General features: G+C 72.7%; 16 protein-coding genes. 12 read left to right on the forward strand and 4 right to left on the reverse strand.

Annotation, left to right across the window (positions count from 1 at the left end):
- Positions 1-7: 7 nt before the first annotated feature.
- Both eat and ACFWRV_RS15900 read right to left on the reverse strand, forming a co-directional pair.
- Entirely contained in the window at positions 8-1477 is a 1470-nt protein-coding gene (gene eat, locus ACFWRV_RS15895) for an ethanolamine permease (protein WP_384334281.1), read from the reverse strand.
- Between the two features lie 153 nt (positions 1478-1630).
- Positions 1631-2419 (reverse strand): FadR/GntR family transcriptional regulator, encoded by a 789-nt coding sequence (locus tag ACFWRV_RS15900; RefSeq protein ID WP_384334284.1) that lies wholly within the window; start codon positions 2417-2419, stop codon positions 1631-1633.
- A gap of 252 nt (positions 2420-2671) precedes the next feature.
- Between ACFWRV_RS15900 and ACFWRV_RS15905 the strand changes: the two genes are divergently transcribed.
- Genes ACFWRV_RS15905 through ACFWRV_RS15915 form a run of 3 tightly spaced genes read left to right on the forward strand, consistent with a single transcriptional unit; the run spans position 2672 to position 6259 of the window.
- Positions 2672-4036, forward strand: coding sequence for a glutamine synthetase family protein (locus tag ACFWRV_RS15905; protein WP_384334287.1), 1365 nt, complete (start codon positions 2672-2674; stop codon positions 4034-4036).
- Between the two features lie 49 nt (positions 4037-4085).
- Positions 4086-5468, forward strand: a complete 1383-nt coding sequence (locus ACFWRV_RS15910; protein WP_384334290.1) for an aldehyde dehydrogenase family protein — start codon at positions 4086-4088, stop codon at positions 5466-5468.
- 5 nt (positions 5469-5473) lie between these two features.
- Positions 5474-6259: a 3-oxoacyl-ACP reductase gene (locus tag ACFWRV_RS15915; protein WP_356569751.1), complete on the forward strand. Its 786-nt coding sequence runs from the start codon at positions 5474-5476 to the stop codon at positions 6257-6259.
- 62 nt (positions 6260-6321) lie between these two features.
- On the opposite strand, the gene ACFWRV_RS15920 is transcribed toward ACFWRV_RS15915, so the two are convergent.
- Together ACFWRV_RS15920 and ACFWRV_RS15925 are read right to left on the reverse strand one after the other, a co-directional pair.
- A complete protein-coding gene (locus tag ACFWRV_RS15920; protein ID WP_384334293.1) occupies positions 6322-7527 on the reverse strand; it encodes a helix-turn-helix domain-containing protein in 1206 nt (401 codons plus the stop codon).
- Positions 7524-7676, reverse strand: coding sequence for a hypothetical protein (locus ACFWRV_RS15925; RefSeq protein ID WP_384334296.1), 153 nt, complete (start codon positions 7674-7676; stop codon positions 7524-7526). The genes ACFWRV_RS15920 and ACFWRV_RS15925 overlap by 4 nt, the downstream gene beginning before the upstream one ends.
- A 185-nt stretch (positions 7677-7861) precedes the next feature.
- Here ACFWRV_RS15925 and ACFWRV_RS15930 point away from each other — a divergent pair, with 185 nt between their 5' ends.
- From ACFWRV_RS15930 to ACFWRV_RS15970, 9 genes are all read left to right on the forward strand, one after another.
- Positions 7862-8845 (forward strand): DUF3068 domain-containing protein, encoded by a 984-nt coding sequence (locus tag ACFWRV_RS15930; protein ID WP_384334298.1) that lies wholly within the window; start codon positions 7862-7864, stop codon positions 8843-8845.
- 242 nt (positions 8846-9087) lie between these two features.
- Positions 9088-10257: a glycosyltransferase family 4 protein gene (locus ACFWRV_RS15935; protein ID WP_384334301.1), complete on the forward strand. Its 1170-nt coding sequence runs from the start codon at positions 9088-9090 to the stop codon at positions 10255-10257.
- A complete protein-coding gene (locus tag ACFWRV_RS15940) occupies positions 10254-10973 on the forward strand; it encodes a class I SAM-dependent methyltransferase (RefSeq protein ID WP_384334304.1) in 720 nt (239 codons plus the stop codon). The genes ACFWRV_RS15935 and ACFWRV_RS15940 overlap by 4 nt, the downstream gene beginning before the upstream one ends.
- Entirely contained in the window at positions 10970-15268 is a 4299-nt protein-coding gene (locus ACFWRV_RS15945) for an alpha-(1->3)-arabinofuranosyltransferase family protein (protein WP_384334307.1), read from the forward strand. The genes ACFWRV_RS15940 and ACFWRV_RS15945 overlap by 4 nt, the downstream gene beginning before the upstream one ends.
- A complete protein-coding gene (locus ACFWRV_RS15950; protein ID WP_384334310.1) occupies positions 15268-16596 on the forward strand; it encodes a condensation protein in 1329 nt (442 codons plus the stop codon). Before ACFWRV_RS15945 ends, ACFWRV_RS15950 begins: the two co-directional genes overlap by 1 nt.
- Positions 16593-17318, forward strand: a complete 726-nt coding sequence (locus ACFWRV_RS15955; protein WP_384334313.1) for a methyltransferase domain-containing protein — start codon at positions 16593-16595, stop codon at positions 17316-17318. The genes ACFWRV_RS15950 and ACFWRV_RS15955 overlap by 4 nt, the downstream gene beginning before the upstream one ends.
- A gap of 4 nt (positions 17319-17322) precedes the next feature.
- On the forward strand, positions 17323-18216 hold the full coding sequence (locus ACFWRV_RS15960) for a hypothetical protein (protein ID WP_384334316.1): 894 nt from the start codon (positions 17323-17325) through the stop codon (positions 18214-18216).
- A gap of 51 nt (positions 18217-18267) precedes the next feature.
- Entirely contained in the window at positions 18268-18486 is a 219-nt protein-coding gene (locus ACFWRV_RS15965) for a Trm112 family protein (protein WP_384334319.1), read from the forward strand.
- The gene (locus ACFWRV_RS15970) at positions 18483-19253 is read left to right on the forward strand and encodes an FkbM family methyltransferase (RefSeq protein ID WP_384334322.1); all 771 of its coding nucleotides are present in this window, start codon (positions 18483-18485) and stop codon (positions 19251-19253) included. Before ACFWRV_RS15965 ends, ACFWRV_RS15970 begins: the two co-directional genes overlap by 4 nt.
- Positions 19254-19281: the final 28 nt, after the last annotated feature.

Consider the following 19281-nt stretch of genomic DNA (forward strand, 5'->3'; position numbering starts at 1 on the left):
GGCGGGCTCAGTCGCGGGCCAGTTCGGCCTCGGCCGCCGCCAGCGCGGCGAACTCCTCCTCCGGGGCCCCCGCGACCAGGTGGTGGCGGCTGTAGAAGGCGAAGTAGGCCAGCGCCACCGCGTACACACCGAGCGCGATGAACGCCGCGTCGCGGTCCACCAGGAAGGTCGCCACCAGGGCCGAGCATGCCAGAACCAGGGCGACGGACGAGGTGAGCGCGCCGCCGGGGGTGCGGTAAGGACGCGGCAGCTCCGGTTCCCGGCGGCGCAGCACCAGGTGGGAGAGCGCCATGAGCGCGTAGCTGATGGTGGCGCCGAAGACGGCGACGTTCAGCATCCGGCCGCCGTTGCCGCTCCAGGCGGCGAGCGCGAACCCGATGACGCCGGGGATCAGCAGGCCCAGGTAGGGGGACTTGCGGCGGTTGGTGAGGGAGAGGAAGCGGGGCAGGTAGCCGGCCCGGGAGAGGGCGAACAACTGGCGGGATCCGGCGAAGATCAGGGAGAAGAAGGAGGCGACGAGCCCCGCGAGCCCCGCGTAGTTCACGAAGCGGCTCAGGGCGGTCGGCTCGCCGTCGCCCTGGAGGGCCACCACGAGCGGGTTCCCGGCTTCCTTGATGGCGTCGGCGCCCTGGGCGCCGGTGGCGGAGACGAAGGTGATGAGGGCCAGGAAGACCAGTACGGCCAGCGAGATGGCCAGGGCCTTGGGCATCGAGCGGACCGGGTCCTTGGCCTCCTCGGCGGCGAGCGGCACGCCCTCCACGCCGAGGAAGAACCACATGCCGAAGGGGAAGGCGGCCCAGATCCCGAGGAGCCCGTACGGCAGCCAGGACGAGGAGCCGAAGGCTGAGGCGTCGGCCGGAATGTCGTTCAGGCGGCCCGCGTCGAACTCGGTGAACGCGCCGACGGCGAAGATCAGCAGCGCGGCCACCGCGATCGCGGTCACCACCAGGCTGAAGCGGAGCGCCTCGCCGACGCCCCAGAGGTGGATGCCGATGAAGATCGCGAAGCAGGCGAGGTAGACGGGCCAGCCGGAGGTGAGGCCGAACAGGCCGAGCGATTCGACGTAGTCGCCGATGAACAGGGAGATGGCGGCTGGGGCGAGGATGTACTCGATGAGGATGGCCGTGCCGGTCAGGAAGCCGCCCCAGGTGCCGAGCGCCCGCCGGGCGAAGCCGTAACCGCCGCCCGCGGTGGGGAGGATGGCGGAGAGTTCGGCCAGCGCGAAGACCAGACACGCGTACATGACGCCCATCAGGACCATGGCCACGGCGAGTCCGCCGAAGCCGCCCTTGGACAGGCCGATGTTCCAGCCGGAGAAGTCGCCGGAGACGACGTAGGCGACGCCGAGGCCGGTCAGCAGGAGCCAGCCGGCGCTGCCCCGGCGCAGGGTCCGGCGGTGGAGGTACGCGTCCGTGCCGGACTCCCCCGGGCTCGCGTCACCGGGTGGTCCGGCGGGTGTTTCGGTTCCCTGAGCCATGAGGCGCTCCAGATGTGTGTGTCGACTTCATCGATGGAACTGCTTCGATCAAAGGTTCGTCGGCACACCTTTGTGGAACGGCTGGGGGAATGGCAAGGGGCGTGCGTTAAAGAGTGGTTACGGATCGCCTCTCCGGGGCGCCTTCGCGGCGGCTCAGGCGAGGAAGCCGCGCAGCAGGGCGGCCGTGCCGCCGCAGTGCTCGCGCATCATCTCGCGCGCCGCGTCCGCGTCCCGGTCGAGCACCGCCTCGACGACGGCCGTGTGCTGCTGCTGGGAGTGCTCCAGGTTGCGCACCAGCAGCGGGATGCAGTCGAGCAGCTCGTTGAGGGTGGCCCGGACGCCGGCGTACTGCGCGGCGAGCGTGCGGGAGCCGGAGAGCTCGGTGAGCGTGAGGTGGAGCAGGGTGTCCTGGCGTCGGTAGTCCTCCAGCCGGGCGCCCTGTGTGGCGTCGAGCGCTCCCCGCAGCCGCAGCTCGCCGTCGGCCGCGAGCCCCTCGGCGCACAGGCCCGCCGCTCCGGCCTCCAGCACCTCACGGAAGCGCAGGGTGTCCTCCACGTCGACGGCGGCGATGCGGCGGCGCAGTTCGTCACTGCCGTCGGGGGTGGCGGTACGCGGCAGGACGAACGTTCCTCCGTAGCGTCCGCGGCGGCTCTCGACCAGGTTCTGGTCCTGGAGGACCTTGAGGACCTCGCGCAGCGTCACCCGGCTGATCCGCAGGTGCTGGGACAACTCACGTTCGGAGGGGAGCCGTTCGCCGGGCGGGACCAGGCCGAGGCGCAGCAGCTGGAGGACCTGCTCCAGCGCCTCCTCGAAGCCGTTGCCCGCGCGGACCGGGCGCAGCACGGAGGCCGGCCGGCCGGTCGCGGCGTCGTGTCCGCCCCCGGCCGCCCCGTCCGCGCCGGCCGGCGGTGCCGCCGCTGCCGCCGGACGGGTGTCGTCCACTCCCGAGCTCGTGACCACTGGCGGATCCCCTTCCCAAGCAATGGTTCTCTGTCATACCTTAGACCGACCGGCAATTGGGGGGCGGCGTCGCGGTGCTGGGCACGCACATCTGCGGCGTTGTCGTCAATCACCATGGCTCCGCCATGCCTCAATCCTCCGCCTTGCAGCTGCACGCACCCAGCCCCGCTCCTTCTCCCACCCCCCAATTGCCGGTCGGTCTCGTGCCTCCCGGTTCACCCAAGGAGGCATCCCGTGGCAGACCGCACACCCCCGCTCGGCGTCGACGAGCTCCGCTCACGGGTCGCGGACGGGTCGATAGACACCGTGGTGCTGGCCTTCCCCGACATGCAGGGCCGGCTCCAGGGGAAGCGGTTCGCGGCCGGGTTCTTCCTGGACGAGGTGCTGGAGCACGGGACCGAGGGCTGCAACTATCTCCTGGCCGTGGACACCGAGATGCGGACCGTCGACGGTTACGCGATGTCCTCGTGGGAGAACGGCTACGGCGACTTCGGCATGGTCCCCGACCGCGCCACCCTGCGCCCCGTCCCCTGGCACGAGGGGACCGCCCTGCTGATCGCGGATCTCGCCTGGCACGACGGCAGTCCGGTGGTGGCCGCCCCGCGGCAGATCCTGCGCCGCCAGCTCGACCGGCTGGCGGAGCTGGGCTGTACGGCGCAGGTGGGCACGGAGCTGGAGTTCATCGTCTTCCGGGACAGTTACGAGGAGGCCTGGGACCGCGACTACCGCGGGCTGACCCCGGCCAACCAGTACAACATCGACTACTCGATCCTCGGGACCGGCCGCATCGAGCCGCTGCTGCGCCGGATCCGCAACGAGATGCAGCAGGCGGGGCTGACCGTCGAGTCCGCCAAGGGCGAGTGCAATCCCGGCCAGCACGAGATCGTCTTCCGTTACGACGAGGCGCTCACCACCTGCGACCAGCACGCCGTGTATAAGACGGGCGCCAAGGAGATCGCGGCCCAGGAGGGCGTCTCGCTGACCTTCATGGCCAAGTACGACGAGCGCGAGGGCAACTCCTGCCACATCCACCTCTCGCTCACCGACGCGGACGGCGAGAACATGATGGCGGGCGACGGCGAGGGCGGCATGTCCGAGCTGATGCGCCACTTCCTGGCCGGCCAGCTCGCCGCCCTGCGGGACTTCTCCCTCCTCTACGCGCCCAACATCAACTCCTACAAGCGCTTCCAGCCCGGGTCCTTCGCCCCGACCGCCGTCGCCTGGGGCGTCGACAACCGCACCTGCGCCCTGCGGGTCGTCGGCCACGGGCGCTCGATGCGCTTCGAGAACCGGCTGCCCGGCGGCGACGTCAACCCGCACCTGGCCGTCGCGGGACTGGTCGCCGCCGGACTGTACGGGGTCGAGCACCGGCTGCCGCTGCCCGAGGCCTGTACGGGCAACGCGTACACCGCGGACTACGACCAGGTGCCGACGACCCTGCGCGAGGCTGCCGAGCTGTGGGAGGCCAGCCCCATCGCCAAGGAGGCGTTCGGCGAGGAGGTCGTCGCGCACTACCTGAACATGGCCCGGGTCGAACTGACCGCGTACGACTCCGCGGTGACCGACTGGGAGCTGCGCCGCTCCTTCGAACGCCTCTGACGGCAGCACACCTCTGACCACCACCCGCTTCCCTGATCGGGGTCCGTACGTGTCACAACCCACCCTCGACGTCCTGAACCCGGCGACCGCCGAGGTCATCGCCACCGTCCCGGCCGCCACCACCGCCGATGTGGACGCCGCCGTCGTCCGCGCGGCCGCCGCTCAGCGCTCCTGGGCCGCCGCCGCGCCCGCCGACCGGGCCCGCCTGCTGCGCCGCTTCGCCGTCGTCGTCGACGAACACAGCGAGGAACTGGCGCAGTTGGAGGTCCGCGAGGCCGGCCACACCATCGGCAACGCCCGCTGGGAGGCGGGCAACGTCCGCGATCTGCTCGACTACAGCGCGGGCGGGGCCGAACGGCTGCTGGGCCGGCAGATCCCGGTGGCGGGCGGCCTCGACTTCACCGTGCTGGAGCCGCTGGGGGTCGTCGGGGTCATCGCCCCGTGGAACTTCCCGATGCCGATCGCCGCCTGGGGCCTCGCCCCGGCCCTCGCGGCGGGCAACGCCGTCCTCCTCAAGCCCGCCGAGACGACCCCCCTGACCGCGCTCCGGCTGGCCGAACTCGCCCTGGAGGCAGGCCTTCCCGAGGGGCTGTTCCAGGTGCTGCCCGGCGAGGGCCCGGTGGCCGGGAGCGCTCTGGTCGAGCACCCGGGCGTCGCGAAGATCGTGTTCACCGGCTCCACCCGGACGGGCAAGCACATCATGACCCGCTGCGCCGAGCGCGTGAAGCGGCTCACCCTGGAGCTGGGCGGCAAGAGCCCCAACGTCGTCTTCGCCGACGCCGATGTGGAGGCCGCGGCGGCCGCCGCCCCGATGTCCTTCCTGGACAACGCCGGTCAGGACTGCTGCGCCCGTACCCGGATCCTGGTCGAGCGGTCGGTGTACGACCGCTTCCTCGCTTCTCTCGTCCCGGCCGTGTCCGCCGTGGTGGTGGGCGACCCGGCCGACGAGAGGACGCAGATGGGGCCACTCATCTCGGCCGTCCAGCGGGACCGGGTGCGCGGGCTCGTCGACGTCGGCCGGGAGGCCGGCGGCGTACGGGCAATGCTCGGCAAAGCCCCCGAGGGGCCCGGTTTCTGGTATCCGCCGACCGTTCTCGCCGGGGTCTCGCCCGATGCGCCGGTGGCCGTCGAGGAGGTCTTCGGCCCGGTGGCCGTGGTGCTGCCGTTCGAGGACGAGGCGGACGCGCTGCGGCTGGCCAACGCCACCGACTACGGGCTCGCCGGCTCGGTCTGGACCCGGGACGTCGGCCGCGCGCTGCGCGTGAGCCAGGGACTGCGGGCGGGCAACCTCTCCGTCAACTCGCATTCCAGCGTGCGCTATTCGACCCCCTTCGGCGGCTACAAGCAGTCGGGTCTGGGCCGCGAGCTCGGCCCGGACGCGCTGGCCGCCTTCACCGAAACCAAGAACGTCTTCATCAGCACGGAGGCCTGAGCACCATGACCGACACTTCTTCCGTCTGCCGCCGCCTGGTCGGCCGCACCGCCGTCGTCACCGGAGCCGGCAGCGGCATCGGCCTGGCCACCGTGCGGCGGCTGGCCGCCGAGGGCGCCCATGTCGTCTGCGCCGATGTGGACGAGGAGCGCGGGAAGGCCGCCGCCGAGGAGGCCGCCGGGCTCTTCGTCCGTACCGACGTCACCGACGCCGAGCAGGTCGACGCCCTCTTCAAGGCCGCGTTCGACGCCTACGGCTCGGTCGACATCGCGTTCAACAACGCGGGGATCTCGCCGCCGGACGACGACTCCATCCTGGACACCGGCCTGGAGGCCTGGAAGCGGGTGCAGGAGGTCAACCTCACCTCGGTCTTCCTCTGCTGCAAGGCGGCCATCCCCTACATGCGCGCGCAGGGCAGGGGCTCCATCATCAACACAGCGTCCTTCGTGGCCCGGATGGGCGCGGCCACCTCGCAGATCTCGTACACCGCGTCCAAGGGCGGGGTGCTGGCGATGTCGCGCGAGCTGGGGGTGCAGTTCGCGCGCGACGGGATCCGGGTCAACGCCCTGTGCCCCGGGCCGGTCAACACCCCGCTGCTCCAGGAACTGTTCGCCAAGGACCCGGAGCGGGCCGCGCGGCGGCTGATCCACATCCCGGTCGGACGGTTCGCCGAGCCGACGGAGATCGCCGCCGCCGTGGCGTTCCTGGCGAGCGACGACTCCTCGTTCGTGAACGCCACGGACTTCCTGGTCGACGGCGGGATCGCCGGGGCGTACGTCACCCCGGTCTGATCCCGGCAGACCCGTCGCGGCCCGCGCATCCGGGGGATGTGCGGGCCGTCGCGGGTCCGGTCTCAGTCCCGGGCCGGGGCCAGCTCGCCCCTCAGCCGCTGGGCGCGGAGCACGAGGAGCATCTCGAAACGCTGGTCCGGTTCGTCGATGGCGTCGCCCCACAGCTCGCGGATCTGCCGCAGCCGGTAGCGGGCCGTCTGGGGGTGGACGCCGAGGCGGGCCGCCACCTCGGGGGCTCCGCCGGGGGTCTCGATCCAGGCGAGCAGGGTCTCGGCCAGCCGCCGCGACTGGGTCGGGCTGAGGCCGTCCAGCGGGGCAAGGCAGCGGCGGGCGGAGGCGTCGATCAGCTCCTGGGCCGGCAGCAGCACCAGCTCCTCCGTCCGCTCGGTGCAGTGCAGCACCTCGCCCTGCGGCAGCAGATCCTTCTTGATCAGCTGGACCGCGGTCTCCGCCCAGCGCAGCGAGGTCGCCGCGGCCGCCAGCGGCACGGCCGGACCGATCGCTCCGGACCAGCCCGCCGTGGCCCGGCGCAGGGTCTCCGCGCGCCCGGCCGTGTCGGGATCCGGGATGACGATGCGCGGCTGCTCGCTCTCCATCTCCAGCAGGATGCCCTGGCCGACCGCCGGGGCCACCGCCTCCCGGGCGGGGCGGATGAGGACGCCCACCGCGATCGTCTCGGGGAGCTCCCAGCCGATGCGGGCGGCCCGCTCGGCCAGGGTCCGGGTCGATTCGACGCGGTGCTCCATGAGCAGCATCTCGATCAGCTGGCGCTGAAGGCGGAGGCGTTCGCTGGCGCGCCGGGCGGCCGCCTCGGCGTAGCCCCGTACCGACTGTTCCACGAGTCCGTCCAGATACTCGAATCCCGATTCGGCCAGCTCGTACATGGCGGGCGCCGGGATGTCGATCTGCTGGCCGATCTCGGCGAGCCTGCGCCAGGTGAGCCGGACGCCGAAGCGGTAGATGGCCTGGAGCGAGTCGAGGCTGCGGCCCTCCAGGCCTTCACCCCGTCCGAACTCCTGGAACATCTCCGGCGGCACCCGGGGGTGCGCGCCGGAGGTGAGGTTGTCGACGAACCCCTCGATGGCGCGGCGGATGCCGACCAGGGCCAGCGGCTCACCGGACTCGTCCTCGACCAGGTGGAGGTAGGGGTAGTCCCGACGGATCGCCTTCAGGATCGTCTGGGCGAGCTCCGGGGCCTCGGACAGGGCGATGGTGGCGAACCGGTCCAGTTGGGACCGGGGCACCTCCTGCCAGGCCGTGCGCGTCATGGAGCCGCCGGTGCGGTGTCGTAGCTGATCAGTGGCGTATTGGGCTGGTCGGGAGTGGCGTCGAGCAGTGCCACGACACCGACCGCCGCACCTGTGGCGAGCGCCGCGGCCACCAGTGCGGTGGCGAGAGCGGCGATGAATCTGCGCATAGTCGGGTCAGCTCCTTGCTGGAGGCGATCCCCACCCCGTGAGCCGGGCCCCTCCGGCTGGCACACAGTGTCGACAGGTCATTGACATCTCGTCAAGGCCTTGCCTACTGTTCACGCCAATCAAGGGCTGACCGGCCCGGGGCCCGTGCACCTCCGCGAAGAGATTTCGACCCAGGAGTGCCCGGATGCGCCGCAATGCTTCACCCCTCTCGCTCGTTCTGCTGGGGGCGGGGGTCTTTCTGCTCGTCCTCGCGCCACTGCTCGTCTGGTATGTCCAGCCGCATGCCAAGCGCACCCCCATCGACACCGACACCACCACCGTGTTCACCGGGACCGGCAGCTATTTCGACACCGGTGAGGTGGAGACGGTCGACGACGAGACGATCACGATCACCCGGCAGGTGCGCGGGGACGTGGCCGACAGCGAGAAGAGCGGCAACGCCGTCTGGGACGTGTCCACGTCCGTCGACCACGACAAGACGCTGCCCGCCTCCGATCCCCGCGACGCCCTCCAGTGGACGCTGGAGCGCTGGGTGACCGACCGCACCACCAACGAGCCGGTGCACTGCTGCGAGGAGTCCCCGACCTTCGACGGGGAGGCCTACCTCAAGTTCCCCTTCGACGTCGAGAAGCGCGCCTACCGCTGGTGGGACAGCACGCTGGGCGGTGTGGTGCGGCTCTCGTTCGAGGGTGAGAAGGAGATCCAGGGCTACGCCGGCTACCTCTTCAAGGGCGAGGTCGAGCCCACCAGGACCGGGGTGCGTCAGGTGCCCGGTGTCCTCGTGGACCGGAAGAAGACGCCCCAGGTGCTGGCCGAGGAGTGGTATTCCAACAGCGGCATCGAGCTGGTCGTGGACAAGCGCACCGGCCGCATCATCAACGCGGCGATCGGCCCGAAGAAGACGCTGCGCGCGCCCGGCTCGAAGAAGGACGCCGTGGTGCTGCTGGAGAGCAAGCGGGTGGAGTTCACCGAGGCGACCCAGAAGAAGCAGGTCGAGCTGGCGTCGGCGGACAGCGACCGGCTGGCGATGCTCGGCGAGACCGCGCCGATCGGAGCGGCCGGGCTGGGGCTCGTACTCACCGTCGTGGGGGTCGTCCTCGTGGTCCGGGGGCGCCGAGAGACGCCGGAGACCCAAAACACTCACATGATGACGAGTACGCACACCTGAGTTACCCGCAAGTTGTTGCGCCGGTGAGTAGCCGGGCGGTAACCCGTGCCGAAAACTGTCTATCCCCACCAGAGCACGGCCCCCCGGTCTCCCTTTTCCGTCCCATCACGCGCGATCCCCGCCCCGCCCCGTTCCGCCCCTCCGTCCTTTCTGCTTACTCCTTTCTCCACCGTCCGCGGATACCCTCCCCCCTCTTTCCGCTCATCCCGAGTCCCCGCACCCCGAGCCGAGTTGGAGCGCCCATGCCCCAGCACGTACCTCCCCCACTGCTCGATGCAGTCACGCGCCAGGGTCAGGGCCCGGCGTCCTCCAGGGTCCCCGCGGCCCCGCGACGCATCGTCTTCCTCGCCCACCGCGACCTGGGCAACCCGGCCGCAGGCGGCTCCGAGCTGCTGATCGACCGGCTCGCCTCGGGCCTCACCGAGCAGGGCCACGACGTCACCCTCCTGTGCGGCGGCCGGGCCGCCCGCAGGCCCTACCGAGTCGTCTCGGCGGGCGGCAACCTGGGTCACTACCTCGGTGCCCGGTCCGCCTTCGCCCGGCAGGTCGGCGACTGCGACCTGCTGGTCGAGGTCTGCAACGGCATGCCGTATCTCGCCCCCCTGTGGCATCGCGGGCCCACCGTGTGCCTCGTCAACCATGTGCACACCGACCTGTGGGACATGCGCTTCCCCATGCCGGTGGCGCGGGCCGGACGGCGGCTGGAGCACTGGGCCCTGTCCCGGGCCTACCGCGACCACCTGATGATCGCGGTGTCCCCGTCCACGGCGGGCGCGCTGCGGGACCTGGGCGTGCCCGACCACCGGATCAGGGTGGTGCACAACGGCGTCGAGGAGCCGAGCCCGCAGGGCGACCGGTCCGAGACCCCGCTGTTCCTGGCGCTGGGCCGGCTCGTCGACTACAAGCGCATCGATCTGCTGCTCCAGCTGTGGGAGCGGGTCCGGCCGGTCACCGGCGGCCGCCTCGTCATCGTCGGAGACGGCCCCGAGCGGGCCCGCCTGGAGCGGCTCGCCGGTCCCGGCGTGGAGTTCGCCGGTCATGTGACCGAGGCGGAGAAGCACCGGCTGCTCTGCGCGTCGTGGATGCTGCTGCATCCGGCGGCCGTGGAGGGGTGGGGGCTGGTCGTCACGGAGGCCGGCGCACGCTCCACCCCGACCCTGGGTTTCGACGTACCGGGGCTGCGCGACTCCGTCGAGGACGGTGTCACGGGCATCCTCGCCCAGGGCGCGTCCTCCTTCGCCGCGGCCTGGTGCTCGCTCGCCCTGGACGACGAGCGGCGCGAGGCGATGGGCAAGGCCGCCCGCGAGCGCGCCGCCGCGTTCCGGTGGACCAGCAGTGTCCGGCAGTTCATGGCGGTCGCGGCCGAGGCGACCAGCGGCGTGAGCGCCCCGGCGATCGGTGCGAGCGCGTGAAAGACCCTTCCTTCCGGCGCTCGGCCGCCCTGTTCCGCGCGTTCATGCGGGAGCAGGGCGACCCGGCGACGGCGTACACCCTGCTGGCCCGCGACGCCGCGGACCAGGTGGAGCGGTACGGTCCGGTCCGGGGCAAGGTCGTCGTGGACATCGGCGGCGGCGACGGGTACTTCACCCGTGAGTTCCGCCGGCGCGGTGCGCACGGCTACCTCTTCGAACCGGACACGGCCGAGCTCACTCCCGGCGAGCGCGCGGACACCGTCGTCGCCGACGGCTATCTGCTGCCGCTGGCCGACGGTGCCGCGGACGTCTGCTTCTCCTCCAATGTGCTGGAGCACGTCGCCGATCCGCACACCTTTCTCAGCGAGATGGCCCGGGTGACCCGCCCGGGCGGCCTGATCTACGTCTCCTTCACCAACTGGTACTCGCCCTGGGGCGGCCACGAGTGGGCTCCGTGGCACTATCTGGGCGCCGAGCGCGCCCGGAGCCGCTACGAGCGCCGCACCGGCCGCCCGGCCAAGCACCGCCTCGGCGACAACCTCTTCCGGATCGGCGTCGGCGAGACGCTGCGCCACGTCCGGAGCCGTAGTGACGTGACCGTCGTGTCCGCACGCTCCCGTTACTGGCCCGTCCTTCCCCAGCTCGTGCCGCGCATTCCCGTACTGCGGGAATGCGCCACCTGGAACCTCCTCCTCATTCTCCGGCGGTGTTCATGACCAGCGCTGTCCACCCACCTAGGCCCGCGGCCCCGGACGGCCCGGGTCCCGAGCCCACCGTCCCCGCCGACGGCCCGCCGCAGGCGCGCTCCCGGCGCTGGCTCCTGGGGTTCTGGGCCGCCGCCTTCGTGGCGTTCCTGGCGGTGTCGCCGGGTCGGATGACCTTCGACACCAAGCTGGGTGTCGTCACGGCCCCCGGCCGGTTCCTCGGTGACCTGGGCGAGCTGTGGCACAGCCGGTCCGGGTTCGGCGGGATCGCCGACCAGTACATCGGCTATCTCGTGCCGATGCTGCCGTACTACGGCGCCGCCGAACTGCTGCGGGTGCCCACCTGGCTCGCGGAGCGGCTGTGGCTGTCCATCATCGTGGCGACCGCCTTCTGGGGCGCGCTGCGGCTGGCGGAACGGCTGCGGGTGGGCTCACCGGCCACCCGGCTGCTCGGCGCGGTCGTCTACGCGCTGTGGCCGACCTACACCATCGTGGTGGGTTCGACGTCGGCCGCCGCGCTGCCGGGCGCCCTGCTGCCGTGGGTGCTGCTGCCGCTGACGAACCCGCGCCTCACCCCGAGGATCGCGGCGGTCCGGTCCGCGCTGCTGATCCCGCTGATGGGCGGGGTCAACGCCGCCTCCACGCTGGCCTCGCTGCTGCCGGTCGGGCTGTATCTGCTGTCCCGTCCGGGCGGTCCGCGCAAGCGCGGGCTGCTCCTGTGGTGGATACCCGGCGTGGTCATGGCCACCGCCTGGTGGATCGTTCCGCTGCTGCTGCTGGGGACGTTCGGCGAGAACTTCATGCCGTACGTGGAGTCCTCGTACACCACCACGACCACCATGTCGGCGACCGAGGTGCTGCGCGGCGCCGGCAACTGGGTGGGCTACCTGAACTTCGGCGAGGCCTGGCTGCCGGCCGGGTGGACCGTCGCGACCGCGACCGTCACCATCCTGGGCTCGGCGCTCGCCGCCGCACTGGGTCTGGCGGGTCTGGCGCGGCGTGATCTGCCCGAGCGCCGCTGGCTGGTGCTGACCGTCCTGTCCGTCGCGCTCGTCACGCTCGCCGGGTACGGCGGTGCGCTGGGCGGTCTGTTCCACGGCACCATGCAGGACTGGCTGGACACCTGGCTGGTGCCGTTCCGGAACATCTACAAGTTCCAGACGGGTCTGGCGCTGGCGCTGGCCCTGGGGCTGGCGCACATCGTCGGCGTCGCCGCGGTGGCCGCCTCCCGGCGGGGTCCGAACCCGGCCCGGATGCGCCGGCTCGCGCCGGTCGTCGCCGCCGCGATCGTGCTGCCCGGTCTGGCCTGGCCGTACCTCAACGGCTCGATCCTTCAGTCGGGTTCGTTCCAGAAGGTCCCCGACTACTGGGAGAGCACCGGGAGTTGGCTCAAGAACAACTCGCCGGACGACCGCGCCCTGGTCGTCCCGGCGACCGCGCACGGCATCTACACCTGGGGCTCCCCCATCGACCAGCCGCTGGACGTGCTGGCCGACTCGCCCTACGCGCAACGTGATTACGTTCCCTTCGGCACGCCCGGCAACCGGCGGGCGATGGACGCCGTCGAGCAGGCGCTGACGTCCGGCGGCGAGGTCCCCGGGCTCAGCGAGTACCTGAACCGGGCCGGGCTGCACTATGTGGTGGTCCGCAACGACCTGGACCCGGACCAGCTGGGCTATGTCCCCTCCACCACGGTGAAGCGCACCCTGGAGGCGTCCGGCTACACCCGCGTCAAGGACTACGGGCCGGTGATGACCGCCGGCCGGATCGCGGCGGACACCCCCGTGCAGGTCGAGGGCCTGTATCCGCGCCAGCGGGCGGTGGAGATCTACGAACCGCCCAAGGGGACCGAGCGCCCCGGGCGGGCGGAGGCCACCCCGGTCGCCTCGACGGCCGTGGTGAGCGGTGGCCCGGAGTCGCTGCTGCCGCTTTCGGCGAGCGGCGCCATCGAGGGGCGGCCGACCGTGCTGGCCGGTGACGCGCACCCGGGTCTGGGACGGCCGTCGCTGTACGCGGCGGGCGACGGACTGCGCCGCGCCGACACCCGGTTCGGCCTGGTCAACTCCAACACCTCGTACACGTACACCGCGGACGAGCGCAACGCCGAGGACGCGGCGCAGGACCCGGGGCGCGAGCCGCGCCAGATCCTGCCGACGTCGGGGGCGAAGCACCAGACGACGGCGGTGATCCGCGGGGCGAAGTCGGTCAGCGCGTCCTCGGTGGGCAACTGGCTGTTCCATCTGCCGCAGTACGACCCGGTCAACGCGTTCGACGGCAACCCGGCGACCGGCTGGGCGGAAGGCTCTCCCGGCGCGCCCGAGGACGAGTGGGTGCGGGTCGACTTCTCCGCCCCCACCGACATCCCCAGCTCGATCCAGGTGACGCCGCTGCCCAGCGGCAATGTGCGGGCCGCCGCCACCGTGATCCGGGTGGAGACCGACCAGGGCTCCAAGGACAGCCCGCTGCGGACCGACGGTTCGGCCCAGCAGGTGGCCGCGCCCGCCGGGCAGGCCGCCTGGCTGAAGGTGACGATCCTGGAGTCCCAGCAGGGGCGCCCGGGACTCACCGGGGCCGGGTTCACCGACATCGCCGTCCCCGGGGTGCAGGTGACCCGGATGCTGGAGCTGCCGAACGACGCGCCGCGTGAGGGCGCCGACGCGACGATGTTCTCGCTGCGGCGGGGCAGCGACCCGGGCGGTCTGTCGTCCGTGGCCGCCGAGGTCGGTCTCGGCCGGCAGTTCACCGCGCCGGAGGCGGGCGACTACACCGTCTCGGCGACCGCGCTGCCGGTGCCCGGCGAGCCGCTCGACAAGCTGCTGTTCGAGCTGACGGGCGAGCGGGACAAGATCGAGGTGACCGCCGACTCCACGGCGCGCCTGGGCACCAACCTCAGCCCCCGCAACCTGACCGACGGTGACCTGACCACGGCGTGGATCGCGGGCGAGCGTCCCGTACTGCGGCTGACCTGGCCCGAGAAGCGTCCGGTCGGCGAGATCGTGTTCGCGGCGGCCGGGGGTCTGTCGGCCCGGGCCGAGCAGGTCCAGATCAGTTCGCCGGACGGTACGGCGGTGGCATCGGTGGACGAGAACGGCATGGCCCGCTTCTCGCCCATCAACACCGACCGGCTGGACATCACCATCTCCAAGACGGCGCCGCTGACCGTGCACAACCCGGTGGCCGACGGCCAGTTGCAGCTGCCGGTCGGGCTGAGCGAGGTCTACATCCCGGCGCTGGAGGAGTTCCGTTCTCCGCAGCCGAAGCCGGACCAGAAGTTCAGCCTGCCGTGCGGCAAGGGCCCGGTCCTCTCCGTCGGCGGAACCTTCATGGAGACCAAGGCCGAGGGGCGGGTGCGGGATCTGACCCAGCGCAGGCCCATCGAGGTCTCGCTGTGCACCGACGACAGCAAGGTCGAGCTGGCCGCGTCGTCCACCACCGTGCAGGCGGGGGACGAGGGTCCGCTGGCCGTCACCGACGTCACGCTGAGCAACGGCGCCACCGAGGCCGCCGCTGCGACGCCGCGCACGGTGGACGTCGAGCAGGGCGAGGGCGACCGGCGGACCGTCGAGGTCGGGGCCGGCGAGGCCTCGTACCTCCAGATCCACGAGAACCACAACAAGGGCTGGAAGGCCACCCTGGACGGCAAGGAACTGACGCCGCTGCGGATCGACGGGTGGCAGCAGGCCTGGCTGGTGCCCGAGGGCGAGGGCGGCACGGTCACCCTGGAGTACGAGCCGGCCAAGATCTACCAGTGGGGTCTGATCGGTGCGGGCGTGCTGTTCCTGGCGCTCGTGGTGCTCGCCCTCGTGGGCCGCAGGGGCTCCGGCCGGGACGAGGCCGAGGCAGTGGCCGAGGAGCAGCCGGCGCCGCCGGGTCCGGGTCTGATCCTGGGCACGGTCGCCCTCACCCTGGTGGGCGTGGTGATCGCGGGCCCGGTCGCGGTGGCCGTTCCGCTGCTCGCCGTCGTGGCCCACTTCTGGCCGCGCCTGCTCGTTCCGGTCGCGTTCACGGCGATGGCCGCCGCGGGGGTTGTCGCCGCGGTGGGCACCGGGGAGAGTACGACGACGGGCGAGGGAGCCTTCGGCGCCACGGCTCAACTCCTCGCTCTGATCGGGTTGTTCGCCGCACTGGTCACGGTGGGCCGGGAACCGCTCGGAAGTCGGGCGGTCCGCGGCGGCCAGGGCACGGCCGAGCCGGTCCCGGCGGGCGGCGACCGTCCGACGGTCCAGCTCCCGGCGCAGCCCGCGCCGCCCTCGGGCCGGACGCTGTCCGCCGACGGCAGGCACCCGACGAAGGGACAGGACGCCTGATGGCGACCACGCAGCACCAGCGGGCCCCGGGCGGCGGCCAGTCGCCCGGGCGGCCCGTCCGGGTGCCGTTCCCAGTCGTCGACGAGGTGGCCCGGCACTGCGCGCAGGACGCCGAGCCGAGCACGGTGCACATCGAGATCCACCTGCCGGGCCGGGTCGACGAGGACCGGCTGCGCGCCGCGTTCGCCGCCGCGCTGGCCCGGCACCCCCGGGCGCTGATGCGGGAGCGTCCCCGGGGGCCGTTCGCCCGGCGGTACGAGTGGGAGCTGACCGAGGGCCCGGACACGGACCCGGTCTCCTTCCCGCCGTCCGCGCCCGGGGCGCTGGCCCGGGCGCGGGCCGGGGCGCTGGACCGCGCCCCGGCGCTCACCGCCTCGCCGCCGCTGCGGCTCGAAGTGGTCCGGGAACCGGACCGGGAGGGCTGTGTGCTGGTGTTCACCCTTCATCACACCGCCCTCGACGGCCCGGCGTGCATGCGGCTGGCGGCGACGACCGCCGAGATCTACGGCGTGTGTCCCACACCGCCGTCGCCCGCCCCGGCCCGCCCGGCCGCGGCCCCGCTGCCCCGACAGGCCCGGACCCCCGTGCTGGCCCGGCCCGCCCAGGTGGCCCCGGGCTCGCCGGGGGACGCCCCGGTGCCGGGCAACGCGATGCTGCTGGCCGAACTTGCGGTCCCGCGAAGGGAGTCCGGGGCGCCGTACACGGTGAACGATCAGCTGATGGTCGCCACCGCACTGACGGTGGCCGACTGGAACCGGGCGCAGGGCGGGCCGGGGGCGGACCGGCGGCCGCTGCGGATCACCATGCCGGTCGACGACCGTACCCGGGGCCCCGAGATGCCGATCGGCAACGGCACCCGGCTGGTGGAGGTCGGGTTCACCGCGGCCGAGCTGGCGCCGGGGACGGACGTGGCGGCGCTGCTGCGGACGACCGCGGAGCGGACCCGGGCGCTCAAGGCCGCCCCGCGCCCGCAGCTGGGGCACGGGGTGGGGCTGCTGACCGCGCCGCTGCTGCCGGTGGCGGCCCGTGCGGCGGTCACCCGGGGGCTGCGGGTGCTGGCGGGGCCGTGGACCTCGACGACCCTGCTGAGCAACATCGGCCGGGTGCCCTACCCGCTGGACTTCGGGGATGCGGGCCGGGCGACGGCCGTGTGGTTCTCCGCGCCCGCCCGGATGCCCCGGGGGCTGACCTTCACCACGGCGTCCACGGGCGGCCGGCTGCATCTGGCGCTCCGCTGGTCGCGCACCCTGCTGGGCGACGAGGACGGCGTACGGCTGCGCGAGATGTTCACCCGACACCTGGCCTCGACGTCCTCGGAGACCGTATGACCGGCACCACCACTCCCCCGCCCGGGCTGCGGGACTTCTACGAGAACCCGGCCGTTCCCGTCGCCTCGGGCGACGGGCGCACCCTCCGGCAGGCCCGGCTGCTGGCCGACGCGCTCGACGCGCCGGGTCAGGTGATCCTGGACATCGGGTGCGGTGACGGTACGGCGGCGGCCACCGCGGCCCCGATCCTCGCCGGGCACCGGCTGATCGGGGTCGACTGGTCGCAGGACGCGCTGCGCAGGGCCAGGCCCCGGATGGGCCATGTGGTGCGCGGCGAGCTGGAGCACGGCGGGCTGCCGCTGGCCGACGGGTGCGCGGACGCGGTGCTGTTCAGCGAGATCCTGGAGCATCTGGTCGATCCGGACCAGGCGTTGGACGAGCTGCGGCGGGTCCTGCGGCCCGGCGGCCATCTGATGCTGTCGACCCCGAACCTGGCGGCCTGGTACAACCGGGCGCTGCTGCTCGCCGGGGTGCAGCCGGTGTTCTCGGAGGTCAGTCTGCGCGGGATCCACGGCCGCCCCGGCTCGGAGGTGGTGGGGCATCTGCGGCTGTACACGGCCCGTGCGCTGCGCTCGTTCCTGACGGCGTCCGGCTTCACCGACGTGACGATCAAGGGCGCCCCCTTCCACGGGGTGCCGCGTCCGTTGCGCCTGCTGGACCGGGCGGCGTGCGCGGCGCCGGGGGCGGCCTCCATCCTGCTGGCCCACGCGCGGCGGGGGTAGCGCGATGTGGTGGGGTGTCGGCGCGGCTCTGGTCGCCAACGCGCTTTACAGCGTGGGGTTCGTGGTGGAGAAGCGCGCTCTGGGCTCGCTGCCCGCGCTCTCGGCGGGCCGGCCGCTGCACGTGGTCCGGGTGCTGGCCACCAGCCCGCTGTGGATCGTCGGCGCGCTGGCGCTGGCGGCCGGGTTCGGGGCCCAGCTGATCGTCTACCGCGCGCTGCCGATCGCGGCGGCGCAGGGCATCTTCGTCTCCGGCCTCGTGCTGCTCCTGCTCCTGTCGTCGGCGGTGCTGGGCGAGGAGTCGACGGGCCGCGAGCGCTATGCCCTGGGCGGGGTCCTGGTCGCCCTGCTGATGGTGGTGGCCTCGGTGCGCGAGGGCGAGGACGTGGTGAGCGGCGGGGCCCCGTGGGCGCTGGTGCTCCTGGTCTGTCTGCCGGCGCTGGCGGCGGGCGTCTGGCTCTACGCACGCGTCGAGAGCCGGGCGGCCAAACGGCACCGGGTGCCGACCAGCGGGATCGGCTACGGGGTGGCGGTTGGCCTGCTCTACGGGGTCAGCTCACTGGCGATCAAGGGCACGTCCAGCCGCCTGACCAGCACTGATCTGGGTGAGGCGGCGCTGTCGCTGCTGGGGTCCCCGTATCCGTATCTGCTGCTGTTCACCGCGGGGGCCGGTCTCGTCATGTCGCAGGCGGCGCTCCAGCGCTGCCGGGCGTCCCTCATCGTGCCGGTGTGCACCACGGTGACCTGTCTGTTCACCGCGGTCCTCGGGACGCTCGCCTTCGGCGAGAGCCTGCCCGACGATCCGCTGCTGCTGGCCCTGCGGGTGGGCGGCACGGCGCTCGCCCTGTCCGTCCTGCTGGCCATGCCGCGCCATGATCCGCAGCCCGCCGCGGCGTCCTGACCCACCGACGTCCCTTCCGCTGTTTCGCCGATGACACACGAGGAGCCCCTGATGCGTCCTGACGACCCGCTGCTGGCCATCCTGGCCTGCCCGCTCGACAAGGGGCCGCTGTCCCTGCTTCCGGAAGAGGACGCGCTCTACAACCCGCGGCTGCACCTGAGTTACCCGATCGTGGACGGGATACCGCAGCTTCTGCCCTCCTCGGGCAGAAAGGTCGACTCCGTCGACCACGAGCGGTTCCTCACCTCGCTGAAGGCATCGGCCACGTGACCACGCTCGCCGCGGCGGTCGCGGCCAGGCTGCCCGGACGGGTGGTCGGCTCCGCCGCCGTCGCCCTGTATCCGCGCTTCGAGCCGGAGCTGCGGCGGCTCGCCGACTTCTGCCCGCGGGGCGGAGTCGCCCTCGACATCGGGGGCTGGTACGGCCCCTGGTCGCGGCGGCTCGCCGCGCGCTGCGAGCGGGTGGTGACCGTGGAGCCCGTGCCGCATCTGGCCGCGCATCTGCGGCGGACGCTGCCGTCGAACGTCCGGGTGGTCCAGGGCGCGGCGACCGACCGGGAGGGCACGGCCCGGCTCTGGTTCCCAGAGGGCGACCAAGGCGACCGGGGGGTGTCCTCACTGGCCCGCCGCGATATCCACGCCCACAGCGTGGAGGTCCCCTCGATCACCGTCGACGGCCTCGGGCTGAGCGGGGTCGGCTTCGTGAAGATGGACGTGGACGGCGGGGAGGCGGCCGCGCTGTTCGGCGCGGCGGAACTGCTGCGCCGGGACCGCCCGGCGCTGCTGATCGAGCTGGAGAGCCGGCTCGGCCCGATCACCCCGGTCATCGCCACGCTGACCGGTCAGGGGTACGCGGGCTGGGTCCTCCCGGACCGCGACTGGGTCCCGCTCGCCGGGTTCGACCTGGTGGCCCACCAGAAGCGGACCGAGCACCTGGTGCACCGGGGGCTGCTGCACCGGGCGTTCGCGCCGCGCCGGGAGCGGTACGTCAACTCGGTGCTGTTCCTGCCGGAGGGCCGGGCGCCGGGTGGGGCCTGAGCGCCCCGCGTATCCTCGGCCGGAGGCC

The organism is Streptomyces sp. NPDC058576 (assembly GCF_042718715.1).
In the GTDB taxonomy this organism is placed as follows: domain Bacteria; phylum Actinomycetota; class Actinomycetes; order Streptomycetales; family Streptomycetaceae; genus Streptomyces.